The sequence below is a fragment of the Curtobacterium phyllosphaerae genome (assembly GCF_049341865.1).
GTDB lineage: Bacteria > Actinomycetota > Actinomycetes > Actinomycetales > Microbacteriaceae > Curtobacterium > Curtobacterium phyllosphaerae.
Map to the genome: position 1 here is coordinate 30,006 of NZ_JBMPIU010000005.1, position 16,769 is coordinate 46,774.

Annotated in this window: 12 protein-coding genes; 6 read left to right on the forward strand and 6 right to left on the reverse strand. The window is 70.9% G+C overall.

The genetic code is table 11. The annotated features are described in order from the left end of the window. The first annotated feature begins 7 nt into the window (after positions 1–7). On the forward strand, positions 8–3,751 hold the full coding sequence (locus ACO0E0_RS10230) for a chromosome segregation SMC family protein (RefSeq protein ID WP_422871315.1): 3,744 nt from the start codon (positions 8–10) through the stop codon (positions 3,749–3,751). A gap of 88 nt (positions 3,752–3,839) precedes the next feature. On the opposite strand, the gene ACO0E0_RS10235 is transcribed toward ACO0E0_RS10230, so the two are convergent. After that, positions 3,840–4,382 (reverse strand): GNAT family N-acetyltransferase, encoded by a 543-nt coding sequence (locus ACO0E0_RS10235; RefSeq protein ID WP_422871316.1) that lies wholly within the window; start codon positions 4,380–4,382, stop codon positions 3,840–3,842. Positions 4,383–4,491: 109 nt separating this feature from the next. Continuing rightward, a complete protein-coding gene (locus tag ACO0E0_RS10240; protein WP_422871317.1) occupies positions 4,492–5,505 on the reverse strand; it encodes a TerC family protein in 1,014 nt (337 codons plus the stop codon). A gap of 205 nt (positions 5,506–5,710) precedes the next feature. Between ACO0E0_RS10240 and ftsY the strand changes: the two genes are divergently transcribed. Both ftsY and ACO0E0_RS10250 read left to right on the forward strand, forming a co-directional pair. Next, positions 5,711–6,580: a signal recognition particle-docking protein FtsY gene (ftsY, locus tag ACO0E0_RS10245; protein ID WP_422871318.1), complete on the forward strand. Its 870-nt coding sequence runs from the start codon at positions 5,711–5,713 to the stop codon at positions 6,578–6,580. Positions 6,581–6,777: 197 nt separating this feature from the next. Then, positions 6,778–6,939: a hypothetical protein gene (locus ACO0E0_RS10250; RefSeq protein ID WP_422871319.1), complete on the forward strand. Its 162-nt coding sequence runs from the start codon at positions 6,778–6,780 to the stop codon at positions 6,937–6,939. A 183-nt stretch (positions 6,940–7,122) separates the two neighbouring features. On the opposite strand, the gene lipA is transcribed toward ACO0E0_RS10250, so the two are convergent. Together lipA and lipB are read right to left on the reverse strand one after the other, a co-directional pair. Next, positions 7,123–8,106, reverse strand: coding sequence for a lipoyl synthase (lipA, locus tag ACO0E0_RS10255; protein ID WP_422871320.1), 984 nt, complete (start codon positions 8,104–8,106; stop codon positions 7,123–7,125). After that, positions 8,103–8,819: a lipoyl(octanoyl) transferase LipB gene (gene lipB, locus ACO0E0_RS10260; RefSeq protein ID WP_422871321.1), complete on the reverse strand. Its 717-nt coding sequence runs from the start codon at positions 8,817–8,819 to the stop codon at positions 8,103–8,105. Before lipB ends, lipA begins: the two co-directional genes overlap by 4 nt. A gap of 119 nt (positions 8,820–8,938) precedes the next feature. Here lipB and ffh point away from each other — a divergent pair, with 119 nt between their 5' ends. Further along, positions 8,939–10,498, forward strand: coding sequence for a signal recognition particle protein (gene ffh / locus ACO0E0_RS10265; RefSeq protein WP_422871322.1), 1,560 nt, complete (start codon positions 8,939–8,941; stop codon positions 10,496–10,498). 91 nt (positions 10,499–10,589) lie between these two features. On the opposite strand, the gene ACO0E0_RS10270 is transcribed toward ffh, so the two are convergent. Next, positions 10,590–11,003 (reverse strand): hypothetical protein, encoded by a 414-nt coding sequence (locus ACO0E0_RS10270; protein ID WP_422871323.1) that lies wholly within the window; start codon positions 11,001–11,003, stop codon positions 10,590–10,592. 73 nt (positions 11,004–11,076) lie between these two features. Then, positions 11,077–12,219 (reverse strand): glutamate--cysteine ligase, encoded by a 1,143-nt coding sequence (locus ACO0E0_RS10275; protein WP_422871324.1) that lies wholly within the window; start codon positions 12,217–12,219, stop codon positions 11,077–11,079. A gap of 127 nt (positions 12,220–12,346) precedes the next feature. Here ACO0E0_RS10275 and aroA point away from each other — a divergent pair, with 127 nt between their 5' ends. Both aroA and ACO0E0_RS10285 read left to right on the forward strand, forming a co-directional pair. Next, on the forward strand, positions 12,347–15,598 hold the full coding sequence (gene aroA, locus ACO0E0_RS10280; protein WP_422871325.1) for a 3-phosphoshikimate 1-carboxyvinyltransferase: 3,252 nt from the start codon (positions 12,347–12,349) through the stop codon (positions 15,596–15,598). After that, positions 15,595–16,764, forward strand: a complete 1,170-nt coding sequence (locus ACO0E0_RS10285) for an acyl-CoA dehydrogenase family protein (protein ID WP_422871326.1) — start codon at positions 15,595–15,597, stop codon at positions 16,762–16,764. Before aroA ends, ACO0E0_RS10285 begins: the two co-directional genes overlap by 4 nt. Positions 16,765–16,769: the final 5 nt, after the last annotated feature.

Sequence of the window (16,769 nt, forward strand, 5' to 3'; positions counted from 1 at the left end):
ACCGTCCGTGTACCTGAAGAGCCTGACCCTCCGTGGGTTCAAGTCCTTCGCACAGCCGACCACGTTCGCGTTCGAGCCCGGCGTCACCTGCATCGTCGGCCCGAACGGCTCCGGCAAGTCCAACGTCGTGGACGCCCTCGCCTGGGTGATGGGCGAGCAGGGCGCCAAGACCCTCCGCGGCGGCAAGATGGAGGACGTCATCTTCGCCGGGACCTCGACCCGCGGGCCCCTCGGCCGCGCGCAGGTCACCCTGACGATCGACAACACCGACGGCCTCCTGCCGATCGACTACTCGGAGGTGACGATCTCGCGGACGCTGTTCCGGAACGGCGGGAGCGAGTACGCGATCAACGGCGAGAACTGCCGACTGCTCGACGTCCAGGAGCTGCTGAGCGACACCGGCCTCGGCCGTGAGATGCACGTCATCGTCGGCCAGGGACAGCTCGACCGTGTCCTGCACGCGACCCCGGAGGACCGTCGCGGCTTCATCGAGGAGGCCGCGGGGATCCTCAAGCACCGCCGCCGGAAGGACAAGACGCTCCGCAAGCTCGACGCGATGCAGGCGAACCTGACGCGGCTGTCCGACCTCGCAGGGGAGATCCGACGACAGCTCAAGCCCCTCGGTCGGCAGGCCGAGGTGGCGCGGAAGGCGCAGTCCGTCGCCGCGGTCGCCCGGGACGCCAAGGCCCGGATCCTCGCCGATGACGTCGTCCGGCTCCGTCGTGAGCTGTCCGAGCACACGGCCGTCGAGACCGGGCAGAAGAGCGAACGCATCGTCCTCCAGGAGCGGCTCGAGCAGGCCAGGACCCGCCGGCAGCACATGGAGCAGCGGATGGTCGGCGACGACGTCGACCGTGCCCGCACCGTCGTGCACGGTCTCGAGAGCGTGCAGGAGCGCCTCCGCGGACTGTCGAGTCTCGCGAACCAGCGGCTGCTGCTCCTCGCCCAGCAGGCCGACACCCCGACGCAGGGTCCGACCGTCACGGCGAGCATGGTGGCGGACGCGCGCGACGAGGCCGTCCGGCTGGGCGGCGTGGCGGACGAGCGGCACGGTGCTCTGGCCGAGGCGGCGGCGGCGGTGTCGCGCGCCCGTGCCGACCTCGACACGCTCGACGAGGAGATCGCCGCCCAGAGCGCGCTCGTCGCACAGCACGACCTCGAGGCGGCGCGGGTCGGCAACCGCGTCGACGTCGCGCGGTCCGGGGTCACCGCGGCCTTGAACGACCGCGAGCGCCGGGAACGGGCGCTCCGCGAGGCCGAGCAGCGCGCCGAGACCGCCGCGGCCCAGCTCGCCGGGATCGCGGCGGACCCACGGTTCGACACCGAGCTGCTCGAGGTCGACGAGGACGACCTCACCGCGCGGCTCACCGCTGCCCGGCACCGACTCGAAGCGGCCCAGGCGAGCCGGGACGCCGAGCGCGAACGACTCCACACGCTCGAGCGCGAACGAGACGCGCTCGACGCCAGGGTCGCGGCACTCGCCCTCTCCCTCGACGTGCGCGACGGCTCGCAGGCGCTCATCGACGCCGGTCGCCCGGGCATCGTCGGCCGCCTCGCCGACCACCTCACCGTGCAGCCCGGGTACGAGGCCGCCGTCGCGGCCGCCCTCGACGGTCTGGCCGACGCGGTGCTCGCCGAGACCCTCGCCGGTGCGCTCGGCGCGGTCGCCGCGGCCCGCGACGACGACCTCGGACGCATCGACGTCGTCGTCGCCGACACCGCGCCGCGGACGACGACGCTCCCGGACGCCCTCCCGTCCGGTCTCCGCCGGGCACTCGACGTCGTCGACGGGCCGGCCGGCATCGCCGCGCTGCTCGCGGACACGGTCATCACCGAGCGCGGTGCCGACCCCGGGACGGACCCCGCCGGACTGGAGGCACTGCTCACCGCCGCGCCGCAGGCGACGGTCGTCACGGTGTCCGGGGACGTCGTCCGGCTCGCCCTCGTGACGGGGGGTGTCGGTCGGTCGACCTCCCGGCTCGAGCTCGCCGCGGAGCGCGACGACGCATCCAGCCGGCGCGAGGCCGTCGCGACGGACGCGGAGGACGCGGCCACGGGCCTCCAGGCCGCGCGGAGCGCCGCGGACGCCGCACGGGGCGAGGCGGAGGAGGCCGACCGTGTCCTGCGCAGCACTGCGGCGGCGCGCGCGGACTACGACCGGACGACCGCGTCCGCGCGGGCCCGCGCCGAGAACGCGGCGGCCGAGGTCGAGCGACTCCGTGCCGCGCTCGACGAGACGACGGGCAGTGTCGAGACGGCCGAGGAGGCCTTCGCGTCCGCCGAACGCGAGCGAGCGGCGTTCCTCGCGACACCGCGGCCGGTCCTCGACGCGTCGGCGCGCGGGGACCTCCTCGCCGAACTGGAACGCGCCCGCAACGCCGAGGTCGAGCAGCGGATCCAGGTCGAGACGGTCCGGGAGCGAGCCCGCGCCGAGCAGACACGAGCGGACCAGCTCGCCGAACGACTCGACGCCGAGCGCGCGGCGGCCGAGGAACAGGCGCGCCTCGCGGTCGTCCGGCGTCTGCAGATCGAGCGTGCCGAGCGGGTGCTCGCCGACCTGCCGGTGGTCCTCGACGCGGTCGACCGGTCCGTCGCGGCCGCGCGGGTCCAGCTGGGGGAGCGGGAGTCGGAGCGGACGAAGCGCAACACCGAGCTGCAGGCAGTCCGCGTCGAGGAGCAGCAGCTGCGTGATCGGCTCCAGGCCGTGACGGACGGCGTGCACTCGCTCGAGATGGAGATCTACGAGAAGAAGCTCCACGTGTCGTCGCTCGTCGAGCGTGCCGGGAGCGAGCTCGGTCTCGTCGAGGAGATCCTCGTGGCGGAGTACGGGCCGGCCGTGCCGGTGCCCGTCGACGTGCTCGTCGATCCGCGAGTGCTCGCCCGTCGACACCGTGAGGCGCTGCGTGCTGCTGCCGCGGACCCGTCCGCGCTCGCCGGCGACGCGGGCAGAGCGGAGGACGACATGGCCATCGACACCGTCCACGACGGCACGCCGGTCGGCGACCAGCTCGTCGGCGACCAGCTCGTGGGCGACCAGCTCGTGGGCGACCAGCCGATCGACCTGGCCGGGGTCCCGACGGTGCCGTACGTCCGCGCCGAGCAGGAGCGCCGACTGCGGGACGCCGAACGCGACCTCGGGCAGCTCGGGAAGGTGAACCCCCTCGCCCTCGAGGAGTTCCAGGCGCTCGAACAACGGCACCGGTTCCTGACCGAGCAGCTCGAGGACCTCACGAGGACCCGCGGCGACCTGCTGACGATCATCGCCGAGCTCGACGAGAAGATGCAGACGATCTTCGCGGCGGCGTTCGAGGACACCCGCGCGGCGTTCGACGAGGTGTTCCCGATCCTGTTCCCGGGCGGCTCGGGCTCGATCGTCCTCACCGACCCCGAGGACCTGCTCACCACGGGCATCGACGTCACCGTGAAGCCCGCCGGCAAGAAGATCGACCGGCTGACACTGCTGTCCGGCGGCGAGCGGTCCCTGGCCGCGATCGCCCTGCTCGTCGCGATCTTCACCGCCCGGCCGAGCCCGTTCTACATCATGGACGAGGTCGAGGCGGCCCTCGACGACGCCAACCTCGGGCGGCTGCTGACGGTGTTCGGACGTCTCCGGGCATCGAGCCAGCTCATCGTCATCACGCACCAGAAGCGCACCATGGAGATCGCCGACGCGCTGTACGGGGTGTCGATGCGGCAGGACGGGATCACCGCGGTCGTCGGGCAGCGGGTGCAGGAGTCGGTCCCGGCCTGACCGTTCCGCAACGCACCAACATGGCCGCTTCGCGCAGTGGTGTGCCCTGGCGCGACGTGGCTGACCTGGTGTTTCGTGGAGGGGCCCATCAGAGATCCAGGCGCGTCCAGATCATCCGGCCGCGGCCGTCGTCCGGCTCGGGGCGGTCGGTCCGGACGAACCCGAGCTTCTCCACGACGCGGAACGACGTCGTGTTCCACTCCCGGATCGTCGCCCAGAGCCGCTCGTACCCCGCTGCTCGTGCAGCGTCGACCACGGCGGCGGCCGCCTCCGTCGCGTACCCGTGACCGTGGACGCGCTCGAACAGCTCGTAGGCGAGCTCCGGCTCGTCCGCGGTCGATCGTCCCACGACGAGACCGCAGTACCCGATGGTGTCCTGTTCGTGGATGCGCCGGACGGGGTACAGCGGGATGCCGGACCGGGCCGCGGTGTCCTGGAGCGTCGCGATCGAGGCGAGTCGTGCCTCCCGGCCGGGTCTGCCGCTGGTCCGCGGTGTCGCCGCCTCACCACGCGCCGCCGCGGCAGCGCTCCGCTCCGCGACGAGGTCGCCGTACCAGGACGCGTCCGCGTCGGCCCACGCGTCGAGGACCAGGCGTTCGGTCTGGAGGCGCGGTGCGAGTGGGCGGGGCATGCCCCGACGGTAGTCCCCGCCCACGAAACACAACGTCGGCCGGTCCTCGCAGCGCTGTACCTCTGCGAGAAGCGGCCGAGTTGGTGTTCAGCGGAAGGGTCGGGAAGGGTCAGGCGTCGACGGACTTCGCCGCGTGCTTGTCGATCGGCTCGCCACGCTTCGCCCGCCGACCGGACACCACGAGGCTCGCCGTCGCCGCCACCGCGATCGTCAGCAGGATGAACGACAGGGAGAACCAGATCGGGATCTCGGGCGCCCACTCGACGTGCTCGCCACCGTTGACGAACGGCAGCTCGTTGACGTGCAGGGCGTGGAGGACGAGCTTCACGCCGATGAACGCGAGGATGACCGCGAGGCCCTGTCCGAGGTAGATGAGGCGCTCGAGCAGGCCCGAGATGAGGAAGTACAGCTGGCGGAGTCCGAGCAACGAGAAGGCGTTCGCGGTGAACACGATGTAAGGGTCCTGCGTCAGGCCGAAGATCGCGGGGATGGAGTCGAGCGCGAACAGCACGTCCGTGAACCCGATCGCGAGCATCACCAGGAAGATCGGGGTGAAGAGCCGCTTGCCGTCCACCCGGGTCGTGAGCTTGTCGCCGTCGTAGTCGTCCGAGGTGGGCACCACGCGACGGAGGATGCGGATGAGCCGGGAGTCGCCCTCCTCGCCGGAGTGTCCGCCCTTGATCTGGCTCCACGCGAGCCAGAACAGCAGCGCACCGAAGAGGTAGAAGACCCACGAGAAGTTGTCGATGATCGTGACACCGAGGCCGATGAACACGCCCCGGGCGACGAGGGCGATCGCCACCCCGACGAGGAGGACCTTCTGCTGGAACTCCTTCGGCACCGCGAAGCTCGTCATGATGATGAGGAACACGAAGAGGTTGTCGACGCTCAGCGCCTTCTCCGTGAGCCACCCGGCGAAGTACTCGCCGCCGGCCTGACCACCGCCGAACACCCAGATCCCGACACCGAAGACGATCGCGAGGGCGATGTACACGCTCGACCAGATCGCGGACTCGCGGATGTGCGGGACATGCGGTGTGCGGACGTGCGAGTAGAAGTCGAACACGAGCAGCGCGAGGATGCTGGCGATCGTGATGAGCCAGACGGAGAGATGGACGTCCATGGGTGCCTCCAGTGCAGTGCGCGGACCATCAACGGGTCCGCGACAGGGACTGAAGGTCTCTTCCGTCATGCAGACGCATGACCGGTGGCACCGGATCCGGATCTGACCGGACCGTACTGACGACACCACCGCAGGAGGAATACTCCCCTTCGTGCTTTGAGCGTACCGGGGATCCGGGGCCGATGCCGCGCCCTAAGCTGGGAACATGGCGAGTTCGTGGTCCCTGTCCTCTCGGTTGCGTGGTCTGTTCCAGCGACGGACGATCGACGAGACCACGTGGGAGGACCTCGAGACGGCCCTGATCGGCGCGGACTTCGGTCCGGACATCAGCGAGGAGATCATCGAGGACCTCCGCGCCCGGGTGGACCGCTACCAGACCACCGACCCCGCCGACCTCAACCGCATGCTCCGCGAGGTGCTCGAGGAACGGCTGTCGAAGCTCGACACGACCCTGAAGCTGTCCGCGCGGCCCGCGGTGGTGCTCGTCGTCGGGGTGAACGGCGTCGGCAAGACGACGACCATCGGCAAGTTCGCGAAGTTCCTGAAGACCTACGACCGCACCGTCGTCGTCGGCGCGGCGGACACGTTCCGCGCGGCCGCCGTCGAGCAGGTCTCCACATGGGCCGAGCGCGCCGGAGCCCGGGTCGTCCGACCGTCGCAGCCCGGGCAGGACCCGGCCTCGGTCGCGTACCAGACCGTCGAGACCGCCATCCGCGAGGGCATCGAGATCGTCGTCATCGACACCGCGGGTCGGCTCCACACCAAGGCCGGACTCATGGACGAGCTCGGCAAGATCAAGCGCGTCGTCGAGAAGCAGACGGAGATCGCCGAGGTGCTGCTGGTGCTCGACGCGACGACCGGGCAGAACGGGCTCGCGCAGGCGCAGGCGTTCATCGAGGGTGCGGGCGTCACCGGGCTCGTGATCACGAAGCTCGACGGTTCGGCCAAGGCCGGGTTCGTGTTGAGCGTGCAGGAGAAGACCGGGATCCCGATCAAGCTCATCGGGCAGGGCGAGGGCATCAACGACCTCACCGGCTTCACCCCGCACGTGTTCGTCCAGAACCTGGTCGGCTGACCGGCCGTTCCGCCGCACCGGCCCACCCGGAGGCACCGACCCACCCGAAGGGAACGGCCCGCTCGGAGGTACCGACCCACCCGGAGGCACCGACCCGCTCGGCCGGACCGACCGCGTAACGCGAGGCCGACCGGACGGGTATCGTCGGCGCCGCCCGACGCACTCGTCGACGCGACGTTCCCATCCGGAGGTGCCCCATGCCCGCCCTGCTCATCATCGCCATCGTCATCGGTGTGATCTTCCTGTTCGTCGGCGGCTTCGTCGCGGCGCTCAAGTTCCTGCTCTGGATCGGCATCGTCCTCGTGCTCCTCTCCGTGATCGGCTGGCTGCTCCGCTCGATCCGAGGTCGCGGGGCGTAGTCCCCCCGCGCCGCCCGCCCGCGCCCGCGCCACACGCGAGGTCTCCGCTCGAGATCGCACAACACGCCGTCTCCCCGCTACGGGAGGCGGCGTGTTCTGCGATCCGGGCGACCCGCACGCGGCGCGTCGTGCGATCTGGGCGACCCGCACGCGGCGCGTCGTGCGATCCGGGCGGCCCGCGGCTCAGACCGCCTGACGGCCCGGGGCGGCGTCGAGCAGGTGGGACAGGTGCTCCGGCACCACGCCGCCGCGCGCCACCGTCGCCCGCGCCCAGAGCCGCCCCGCCCGGTACGACGAGCGGACGAGTGGCCCCGCGAGGACCCCGGCGAAGCCCATCGTCTCCGCGACCTCCCGCAGTTCGACGAACTCCTCGGGCCGCACCCAGCGGGCGACCGGCAGGTGCCTCGGCGACGGCCGGAGGTACTGCGTCAACGTGATGATGTCCGTACCGGCGTCGCGCAGCCGCTGCAGTGCCTCGAGCACCTCGTCGCGTTCCTCGCCCATCCCGAGGATGAGGTTCGACTTCGTGACGAGCCCGGCGTCACGCCCCTGCGCGATGACGTCGAGCGACCGCTCGAACGTGAACGCCGGCCGGATCCGCTTGAAGATGCGCGGCACGGTCTCGACGTTGTGCGCGAACACCTCGGGCCGGGCGTCGAACACCTGCTGCAGGAGCGCGGGGACGCCGTTGAAGTCGGGGACGAGGATCTCGACGCCGGTCCCGGGCGACGCCGCGTGGATCGCCCGGATGGTCTCGGCGTAGAGCCAGGCACCGCCGTCGTCGAGGTCGTCCCGCGCGACCCCCGTCACCGTGGCGTAGCGGAGGCCCATCGAGAGCACGGACGCAGCGACCCGCGCGGGCTCGCCACGGTCGAGCGGCGTCGGCTTCCCCGTGTCGATCTGGCAGAAGTCGCACCGGCGCGTGCACTGCGAGCCGCCGATGAGGAACGTCGCCTCGCGGTCCTCCCAGCACTCGAAGATGTTCGGGCAGCCGGCCTCCTGGCACACCGTGTGGAGCTGCTGCTCCCGGACCAGTCCACTCAGCGCCCGGAATTCCGGTCCCTGCGTCGCCCGGGTCTTGATCCACGACGGCTTCGTCTCGATCGGGGTCTCGGCGTTCCGGGCTTCGACCCGGAGCATCCGCCGTCCCTCCGGCGCGAGCGTCATGCGGCGACCGCCGCGGCGGTCGGGACGGCGGTGAGCGCGGTCGCGTCCGGCTGCCGGCGCACGTCCGCGAGATGTGATCCGGACTGGAGGAGCGACACGGCCTCCAGGATCAGGGTCGCCATGGTCTCGCGCACGTCGACCGGGTCGACGCGACGACCGAGCACGCGCGAGAGCGTGGTCACTCCGGCGTCGGCGATGCCGCACGGCACGATCGCGCCGTACGAGTCGAGGCTGTTCGAGCAGTTCAGCGCGATGCCGTGCGTCGTGACGAGGTCCGCGACGTGCAGCCCGATCGCGCCGACCTTCTCGGCAGCACGACCCGTCCCGACCCACGCGCCGCTCCGCCCCTCGATTCGTCGAGCCGCCACCCCGACGGACGCGGCGGTGTCGATGAGCACCTGCTCGAGGTCGCGCACCCAGGCGACGACGTCGAGCGGTTCCGGGAGGCGGACGACCGGGTAGGCGACGAGCTGCCCGGGGCCGTGCCAGGTGATCCGCCCACCGCGGTCGGTCGCCACCACGGGGGAGCCGTCGGTCGGCAGGTCGCCCGGTTCGGTGCGACGTCCGGCGGTGTACACGGACGGGTGCTCGCAGAGGACGACGGCACCGAGGGACCGGTCGGCGCGGACCTCGGCTGCGATGCGGTGCTGGAGCGCGACCCCGTCACGGTAGTCGAGCGGGGCGTCGTGTCGCAGCACTGTGGGTTCCGGCATGCGAGGACCCTACCCGGTTTGTTGTATTGAGTACAGAAACCGATCTGCCGGGCGCATGCCCTCCCTCCCCGTCGACCGGTGCCGCCGGTCGGACGCACCCTTGTAGAATCGTCCGCACCATGGCGCAATTCGGCTCACTCTCCGACCGGCTCACCGAGACCTTCCGCAACCTGCGGTCCAAGGGACGGCTCACGCCGTCCGACGTGGACGGCACCGTTCGCGAGATCCGGCGTGCCCTGCTCGACGCGGACGTGGCGCTCGAGGTCGTCAAGGCCTTCACCGCCGCGGTGCGCGAGCGTGCGCTCGGGGACGAGGTCAACAAGGCGCTGAACCCGGCGCAACAGGTCGTCCAGATCGTCAACGAGGAGCTCGTCCAGATCCTCGGCGGCCAGCAGCGTCGCCTCGAGTTCGCCAAGCGTCCGCCGACGGTGATCATGCTCGCAGGCCTCCAGGGTGCGGGCAAGACGACCCTCGCCGGCAAGCTCGGCAAGTGGCTCAAGAAGGACGGGCACACGCCGATGCTCGTCGCGGCGGACCTCCAGCGTCCGAACGCCGTGCAGCAGCTCCAGGTCGTCGGCGAGCAGGCCGGGGTCGAGGTGTACGCACCCGAGCCGGGCAACGGCACGGGCGACCCGGTCAAGGTCGCGAAGAACGCGATCAAGGTCGCCGAACAGCGCCAGTACGACACGGTCATCGTCGACACGGCCGGGCGACTCGGCGTCGATGCCGAACTGATGAAGCAGGCCGCGAACATCCGCAAGGCCGTCGACCCGGACGAGGTCCTGTTCGTCATCGACGCGATGATCGGGCAGGACGCGGTCGTCACCGCCCGGGCCTTCCAGGAAGGCGTCGACTTCACGGGTGTCGTGCTGTCGAAGCTCGACGGCGACGCCCGCGGTGGTGCAGCCCTGTCCGTGGCGAGCGTCACCGGCCGGCCGATCATGTTCGCCTCCACCGGCGAGGGCCTCGACGACTTCGAGCCGTTCCACCCGGACCGGATGGCGAGCCGCATCCTCGACCTCGGCGACATCCTCAGCCTCATCGAGCAGGCGCAGAACGCCTTCGACGAGGACGAGGCCCGCGCCGTCGCAGAGAAGATCGCGACCGACTCCTTCACCCTGAACGACTTCCTGCAGCAGATGCAGCAGCTCCGCAAGGCCGGCTCGATCAAGGGCATGCTCGGCATGCTCCCGGGTGCCAAGGGCATGAAGGAGGCCCTCGAGAACTTCGACGAGCGCGAGATCGTCCGGACCGAAGCGATCATCCAGTCGATGACACCGCAGGAGCGCGCCCTCCCGAAACTCCTGAACGGCTCCCGGCGCCTCCGGATCGCGCGGGGTTCCGGCTCCACGGTGACCGAGGTCAACTCGCTCGTGAACCGCTTCGAGCAGGCCGCCAAGATGATGAAGACCGTCGCGAAGGGCGGCGTGCCGCAGGTCCCCGGCATGGGGCCGATCCCCGGCGCCGGCTACGCGGGCAAGCGACCGCAGCCCAAGAAGAAGGGCTCGAAGGCGGGCAACCCGGCCAAGCGCGCCGCGCAGAACGCCGCCATCGCGAGCGGTGCCCCCGCGCCCTCGAACGCCCCGGCCGGCGGCGGGTTCGGGCTCGGCGGTGCGAAGAACCCGAAGGCGCCGACCGATGAGGAGATGCAGGCGCTCGGCAAGTTCCTGAAGCGCTAGCCCCCTCCGCGAAACACCAGGTTGGCCGCTCGTCGCAGAGGTGTTGCCCTGCGAGAAGCGGCCAACCTTGCGTGTCGCGGGTCGGATCGCCTCAGCGGGTGATCTTGGTGACGGTGACGGGGGACCCCCAAGTGTTCACGAGCCCACTGCGAACGGTGATCGTGCCGGGCGCCCGGAGATCGGTCGGCAGGACGACGGCGGCGGTGAACTCGCCGGTCTCCGAATCAGTGAGCGTCGCCGCAGGGACGTTCGAGTCGACGATCCGGTCGATCTCGGCCTGCGGTTGCGTGCCCTCGAGCGCCCGGAGCTGGGCATCGATCTCGTCCTCTGGGAGCGCATCGCCGACCTTCGCGTCCGCCGGGTCCACGACGGGTTCGAGAAGCGGTCGGACTGCGCCGGATGGGTCGCCGGGCGGAGCGGCGAACGCCGGCATGGCGAATGTGAGCGCCGTCCCCGTGGCGATCGCGATGGCCCCGGCCGTGATCGCCGGTCGTGTGAACCGCATTGTCGACTCCGTTCTGCACGCCACCATGGCCTGCAGAACAACTGACCAACACGTCAAACACGAGTCCGCAATGTCAGATGAAGCGGGGGAGGCTCTCCCGCAGCTCGCCGACCAGGGAGTGCACCACGGCTCGGAGGTCCCCGTCGTGCTGTGCGGCGACGGCGTGCTGCCGCTGGTACGACGCGCCATCGGCGATGATCCGCTCGAGGCCGTACAGCTCCTCGACGCAGCCGAGCCGGTCGGCGACGGGTTCGAGACGCGCCAGGAGGTCGTGCAGGTCGTCCGTCACGAGGCGTTCGTCGCCCTGGGCGTTCAGGATGATCTCCGCGTCCATGCCGTAGCGGGCCGCACGCCACTTGTTCTCGCGGACGAACCACGGCTGCATGGTGGGCAGGGTCTCGCCGGCGTCGAGGCGGTCGGAGGACTCCGTCACGAGGCACTGCGTCAGCGCCGCGATCGTGGCGACCTCGTCGACGGTGCTGATCCCGTCGAACACGCGGGTCTCGAGCGTGCCCCACTTCGGTGACGGCCGGAGGTCCCACCGGAGCTCGGAGTGGTCGTCGATCACCCCGGTGCGGGTCATGTCCTGCACCATCTCCTCGTAGTTCGCCCACGCGCCGAACTGCGGCGGCAGACCGGCCGTCGGGAGCTGCTGGAACATCATCGCGCGGTTCGAGGCGTAGCCGGTGTCGTCCCCGTTCCAGAACGGGCTCGACGCCGTGAGCGCCTGGAAGTGCGGAACGTAGGCGAGCATCGCACCGAGGATCGGCAGCGCCTTGTCCCGATGATCGATGCCGACGTGCACGTGGACGCCCCAGATCAGCATCTGCCGTCCCCACCAGCGGGTCCGGTCGATGAGGGTCGCGTACCGCTCGCTGTCCGGCGTCACCTCCTGGTCCGCCCACAGCCCGAACGGATGCGTCCCGGAACAGAGCACGTCGACGCCCTCCGCGTCGGCGGCGTCGACCACGGCGGCCACAGTCCCGGCGAGGTCCCGCACCGCTCCGGCGACGGTGTCGTGCACACCCGTGACGGTCTCGACGGTGTTCGTCAGCAGCTCCGTCGTCACTGCCTCTGCGCGGTCGAGACGCGACCGCGCGGCCGGGATCACCTCCGGAGCCGCGGGCACGAGGTCGCCGGACGTCCGGTCGACCAGCGCCAGCTCCCACTCGATGCCGAGGGTGGACGGACGGGACGGGGCGAACTCGATGTCCATGACGTCATCCTGCCGGTCCGTTGTCGGACACGCACAACACCGGGGGCGCGGAGTCGTGCGCGACGCGATTTCTCCGAGAGTGCTGTGAGGCGTAGCGTGGACGGCAGTTCGTCAGGAAGAGGTACGCATGCAGCTGGTCGTGCGCGGCACGTCCGCACCACTCGCCGGGGAGCTCGACATCCCGGTGTCCAAGTACCACGCGCACCGTGCGCTCGTCCTCGCCTCGCTCGCCGAGGGCACGAGCATCGTCTCGGGCATCAGCGCGACGCGGCAGGTCGAGTGGACGATCGGGACACTCCGGGCGCTCGGTGTGGAGATCAGCCGTCGGGGGAACGACTACGTCGTCACCGGCCTCGGCGGTCGGTACCGGGCGACCGACGTCGTCGACCACGGCTCACGCGGCGCCGACGGCCTGCTCAACATGGGGTCCTCGGGCACGACCCTGTACTTCATGACGGGGCTGGCGTCCCTCACGGACCGGCCGATGACCCTCACCGGGATGAAGTACTTCCAACGTCGTCCGATCAAGGCACTCCTCGACTCGCTGACCCAGATGGGCGTCGAGCTCGAGGCGACGAACGACTGCCCGCCCGTGACCGTCCAGCCGCGGCGTCCCCGCGGCGGCGACGTCTCGATCGCCGGCACCCTGTCGCAGTGGATCTCGGGCCTCCTCCTCGTCGCGCCGTTCGCCGAGCAGGACACCCGCATCCACGTCACCGGAGGGCGACTCAACGAGCAGCCGTACGTCGAGCTGACGATCCGGATGATGCGGCAGTTCGGCCTCGTCGTCGAGCACTCGGACGACTGGCTCGAGTACCGGATCCCCGCGAACCAGCGAGCCACCCCGCACGACTACGTCATCCCGCCGGACATCGGCTCCGCCGCCTTCGGCATCGCGGCCGCGGCCATCCGCCCCTCCGACGTGCTGTTCCGCGGCATGACCTCGTTCCGGACGGCGGACACCGACCACCCGGAGAGCGAGTTCCTCGACCTCGCGACCGCGATGGGTGTCGACATGTCCGTCGACGACGCCACCGGGTTCGTCCGCGTCCGCTCCGACGGTGCGCCGCTCCGGCCCCTCGACATCGACTGCCAGCCCATCCCGGACCTGCTGCCGGTGCTCTCGACGATGGCCACCTTCGCCGAGGGCACCAGCCGGCTCTGGAACGTCGCGCACATCCGGCTCAAGGAGTCCGACCGGGTCGCGGCGATGCTGCAGCTGAACCGGATGGGCGGTCGTGCCGAGCAGGGCGCCGATGAGCTGCGGGTGACGGGCGTCCGCACGCTGACCGGTTCGCCGATGTCTTCCTTCAACGACCACCGGGTGCTCATGTCGCTCGCCGTCGCCGCGTCGAAGGCCGACGGCGTGTCCGCGCTCACCTACCCTCGCGCCTACCGGATCTCGTACCCGACGTTCCTCGAGGCGATGAACTCCGTCGGGCTCGCGATGGAGGTGGGCGACGCCGAGGCCGCGTTCGCCGCCGGCGCCGGGGACGCCGAGGGCACGGACGGGTTCGACCCGGAGCACGGCGTCGAGGACGTCGACGTCGCGACGACGACCACGGCGCGGGAGGCCGACGTGCCGGCGGGGCTCGACGCCGATCCGCTGGTCCTCAGCGAGCGGGTGCGGGCGCTTTCCACGAGCGATCCCGACGCCGCAGCGGTGATCGAGGTCGGCGGCCCGGAACCGGTGACGACCAGCTGGCGGGAGCTGCAGGAGGAGGCCGACAAGGTCTCCGCACTGCTCCTCGAGCTCGGTGTCCGACCTGGCGAGTCGGTGGCGATGCAGCTGCCGAACTGGCGGGAGTTCGTCGCGATCACCCTCGGCGCGATCCAGATCGGTGCCGTCGCGACCCCGATCATGCCGGTGTTCGGTCCGCGCGAGTCGGCGATGACGCTCTCGCGGTCGCGCGCCCGGGTCGTGTTCCTGCCGAACGTGTTCCGGAAACGGCGCCCGGCACTGGAGATGCTCGACATCGTCGCCGAGGCGAAGGCCCAGCGCCGTCGTCTCGCCGTCGAGCACGTCGTCGTCATCCGGTCCGAGGCCCGCGGCCAGGGCGACACGCCGACGAGTCTGCCGCCGATCCCGCAGGACGCCCTCGACGCCGTCGCCGCGTCCGAGTGGAAGTGGCGCTACTACGACACCGCCCTGGAGTCGATGGCCCCGGACGTCGCAGCGATCACGGCGATGTCCCCGCGGCCCGACGACGTCTGCCAGCTGCTGTTCACGTCGGGCACGACGGGGGAGCCGAAGGGCGTGCAGCACGCGCACCGGACGCTCGGTCTCGCCACGGCGATGCACGTCGCCCAGTCCGGGCTGGACGGTTCGGACCGGATCTACATCCCCTCGCCGCTCGCGCACCAGACCGGGTTCCTGTACGGCATGCTCCTGGCCTTCCGACTCGGCGTCGCACAGGTCATCCAACCCGTCTGGGACGGCACGGTCGCGCTCCAGCAGGCCTTCGGGACCGCGGGTGCGACCTTCGTCCAGTGCGCGACGCCGTTCCTCACCGACCTCGTCGACCTGGTCGAGGCCGGCGCTCCGGCACCGGAGCACCTGCGGGTCTTCGTCCCGACCGGCGCAGCCGTGCCCCGGGCGCTCGCGCAGCGTGCGAGCACCGTCCTCGGCAGCGCGATCCTCGGTGCGTTCGGGACGAGCGAGACGTGCCTCGGGGCGCTCTCCAGCCCGGACGACGACCCCACGGACGCACACGGCCACGACGGCCGTGCGCTGCCGGGCATCCGCATCCGGATCGTCGACGACGACGGCGTCGAGCAGCCGGCCGGCACCGAGGGCAACTTCGAGTTGCACTCCCCGACGATGTTCGACGGGTACCTCGACCGTCCCGACCTGACCGACGACGTCTTCACGGCCGACGGCTGGTACCGGACGGGCGACCTCGCGACGGTCGACCCGAAGGGGTTCCTGAGCATCACCGGTCGCGTCAAGGACGTCATCAACCGCGGCGGGGAGAAGGTGCCGGTGGTCGAGATCGAGAACCTGCTGTACCAGCACCCGCTCGTCACCGACGTCGCGATCGTCGCGATGCCCGACGACCGACTCGGGGAGCGCGCATGCGCCTTCGTCGTGTCGAGCGCGTCGGACACGCAGCTCGGGTTCGCCGACATGCAGGCGTACCTCGACGCAGCGAACGTGTCGAAGTACTACTGGCCGGAACGCCTGGAGTACGTCCCCGAACTGCCGCGCAACGCGGTCGGCAAGGTCCAGAAGAACGTCCTGCGCGAACGGGCGGCGGAGCTCGTCGAACACGAGCGGACGCAGCATGAGCGGACGCAGCACGAGCGGACGCAGCACGAGCGGACGCAGCACGAGCGGACGCCGGACGACACCCTGACGAAGGAGAACGAGACCCGATGACGATCCTCATGGAACCGCAGACCGAGCAGGCGTTCCAGCAGCTCAAGGACGAGGTGACCGCCTGGGTCGAGGGACCGGGCGAGGCCTTCGCCGACGAGATCGAGCGCACCGGGCAGGTCCCGGCGCGCGTCTTCGAGGAGCTCAAGGACCACGGCTGGCTGTCGCTCGCGGCACCCGTCGAACTCGGCGGGCGCGGCATCCCGTTCTCGCGGTACCTCGAGGTCATGGAGATCGTGTCGCGGTCGCACGCGTCGATCCGGATGCTCGTGCACGTCATCAACGGCACCTGGCGTGCGATGGCGCCGTACGCCACCCCCGCACAGCTCGAGGAGGTCGTCAAGCCGTCGATCGCGGGCGACAAGCTCGTCGCGTTCACGCTGACCGAGGCGACGGCCGGCACCGGCGCCGACATCCGGACGACCGTCCGACGCGAGGGCGACACCTACGTCATGAACGGCGAGAAGCACCTCATCACGTTCGGCGTCAAGTGCGACTACTGGCTCATCGCCGCCCGTCTCGAGGGCTCGACCGGCCAGGACGGCACGGTCGCGTTCCTCATGCCGAACACCGGCCTCCCCGGCACCGAGGTGATCGACGACTCGGACACCATGGGCATCCGCGGGACCGACCACGCGATCCTCCGCTTCACCGACACCCCGATCCCCGCCTCCGCCCGCCTCGGCGAGGAGGGCCAGGGCCTCGAGGTCACACTCGGCGGCTTCCTCCTCCCGAGCCGCGTCTCGGTCGCGATGAGCGCCGTCGGGCTCGCGGAGCGCGCGAACCAGCTCGCCGTCGAGTACGCGAACAAGCGCGAGACCTTCGGCAAGCCGCTGTCGAGCCGCCAGGCGATCCAGTTCTCCCTCGCGGAGAACTACGCCGACATCGCCGCGGCACGGGCCCTCGTGTTCGAGGCCGCCCGGGCGTACGAGGAGGGCCGCGCGGACGCCGGCACCCTGTCGAGCGCGTCGAAGATGATCGCGGTCGACATGCTCGCCCGCGTCACGGACAAGGCACTGCAGGTGCACGGCGGCCAGGGCTACTGGAAGCGCAACACGATCGAACGCGTCTACCGGGACGCGCGCGCGCAGCGTTTCGAGGAGGGCACGAACGAGATCCAGAAGCTCGTCGTCGGCCGCGCCGTCGTCACCGGCAAGGCCGGCTTCTAGACACG

Bases quoted from the DNA above. Each gene is read 5' to 3' on its own strand.
- ACO0E0_RS10235 (WP_422871316.1), bottom strand. From the start codon at position 4,382: ATGCCCCGCCCACTCGCACCGCGCCTCCAGACCGAACGCCTGGTCCTC.
- ACO0E0_RS10240 (WP_422871317.1), bottom strand. From the start codon at position 5,505: ATGGACGTCCATCTCTCCGTCTGGCTCATCACGATCGCCAGCATCCTC.
- ftsY (WP_422871318.1), top strand. From the start codon at position 5,711: ATGGCGAGTTCGTGGTCCCTGTCCTCTCGGTTGCGTGGTCTGTTCCAG.
- ACO0E0_RS10250 (WP_422871319.1), top strand. From the start codon at position 6,778: ATGCCCGCCCTGCTCATCATCGCCATCGTCATCGGTGTGATCTTCCTG.
- lipA (WP_422871320.1), bottom strand. From the start codon at position 8,106: ATGACGCTCGCGCCGGAGGGACGGCGGATGCTCCGGGTCGAAGCCCGG.
- lipB (WP_422871321.1), bottom strand. From the start codon at position 8,819: ATGCCGGAACCCACAGTGCTGCGACACGACGCCCCGCTCGACTACCGT.
- ffh (WP_422871322.1), top strand. From the start codon at position 8,939: ATGGCGCAATTCGGCTCACTCTCCGACCGGCTCACCGAGACCTTCCGC.
- ACO0E0_RS10270 (WP_422871323.1), bottom strand. From the start codon at position 11,003: ATGCGGTTCACACGACCGGCGATCACGGCCGGGGCCATCGCGATCGCC.
- ACO0E0_RS10275 (WP_422871324.1), bottom strand. From the start codon at position 12,219: ATGGACATCGAGTTCGCCCCGTCCCGTCCGTCCACCCTCGGCATCGAG.
- aroA (WP_422871325.1), top strand. From the start codon at position 12,347: ATGCAGCTGGTCGTGCGCGGCACGTCCGCACCACTCGCCGGGGAGCTC.
- ACO0E0_RS10285 (WP_422871326.1), top strand. From the start codon at position 15,595: ATGACGATCCTCATGGAACCGCAGACCGAGCAGGCGTTCCAGCAGCTC.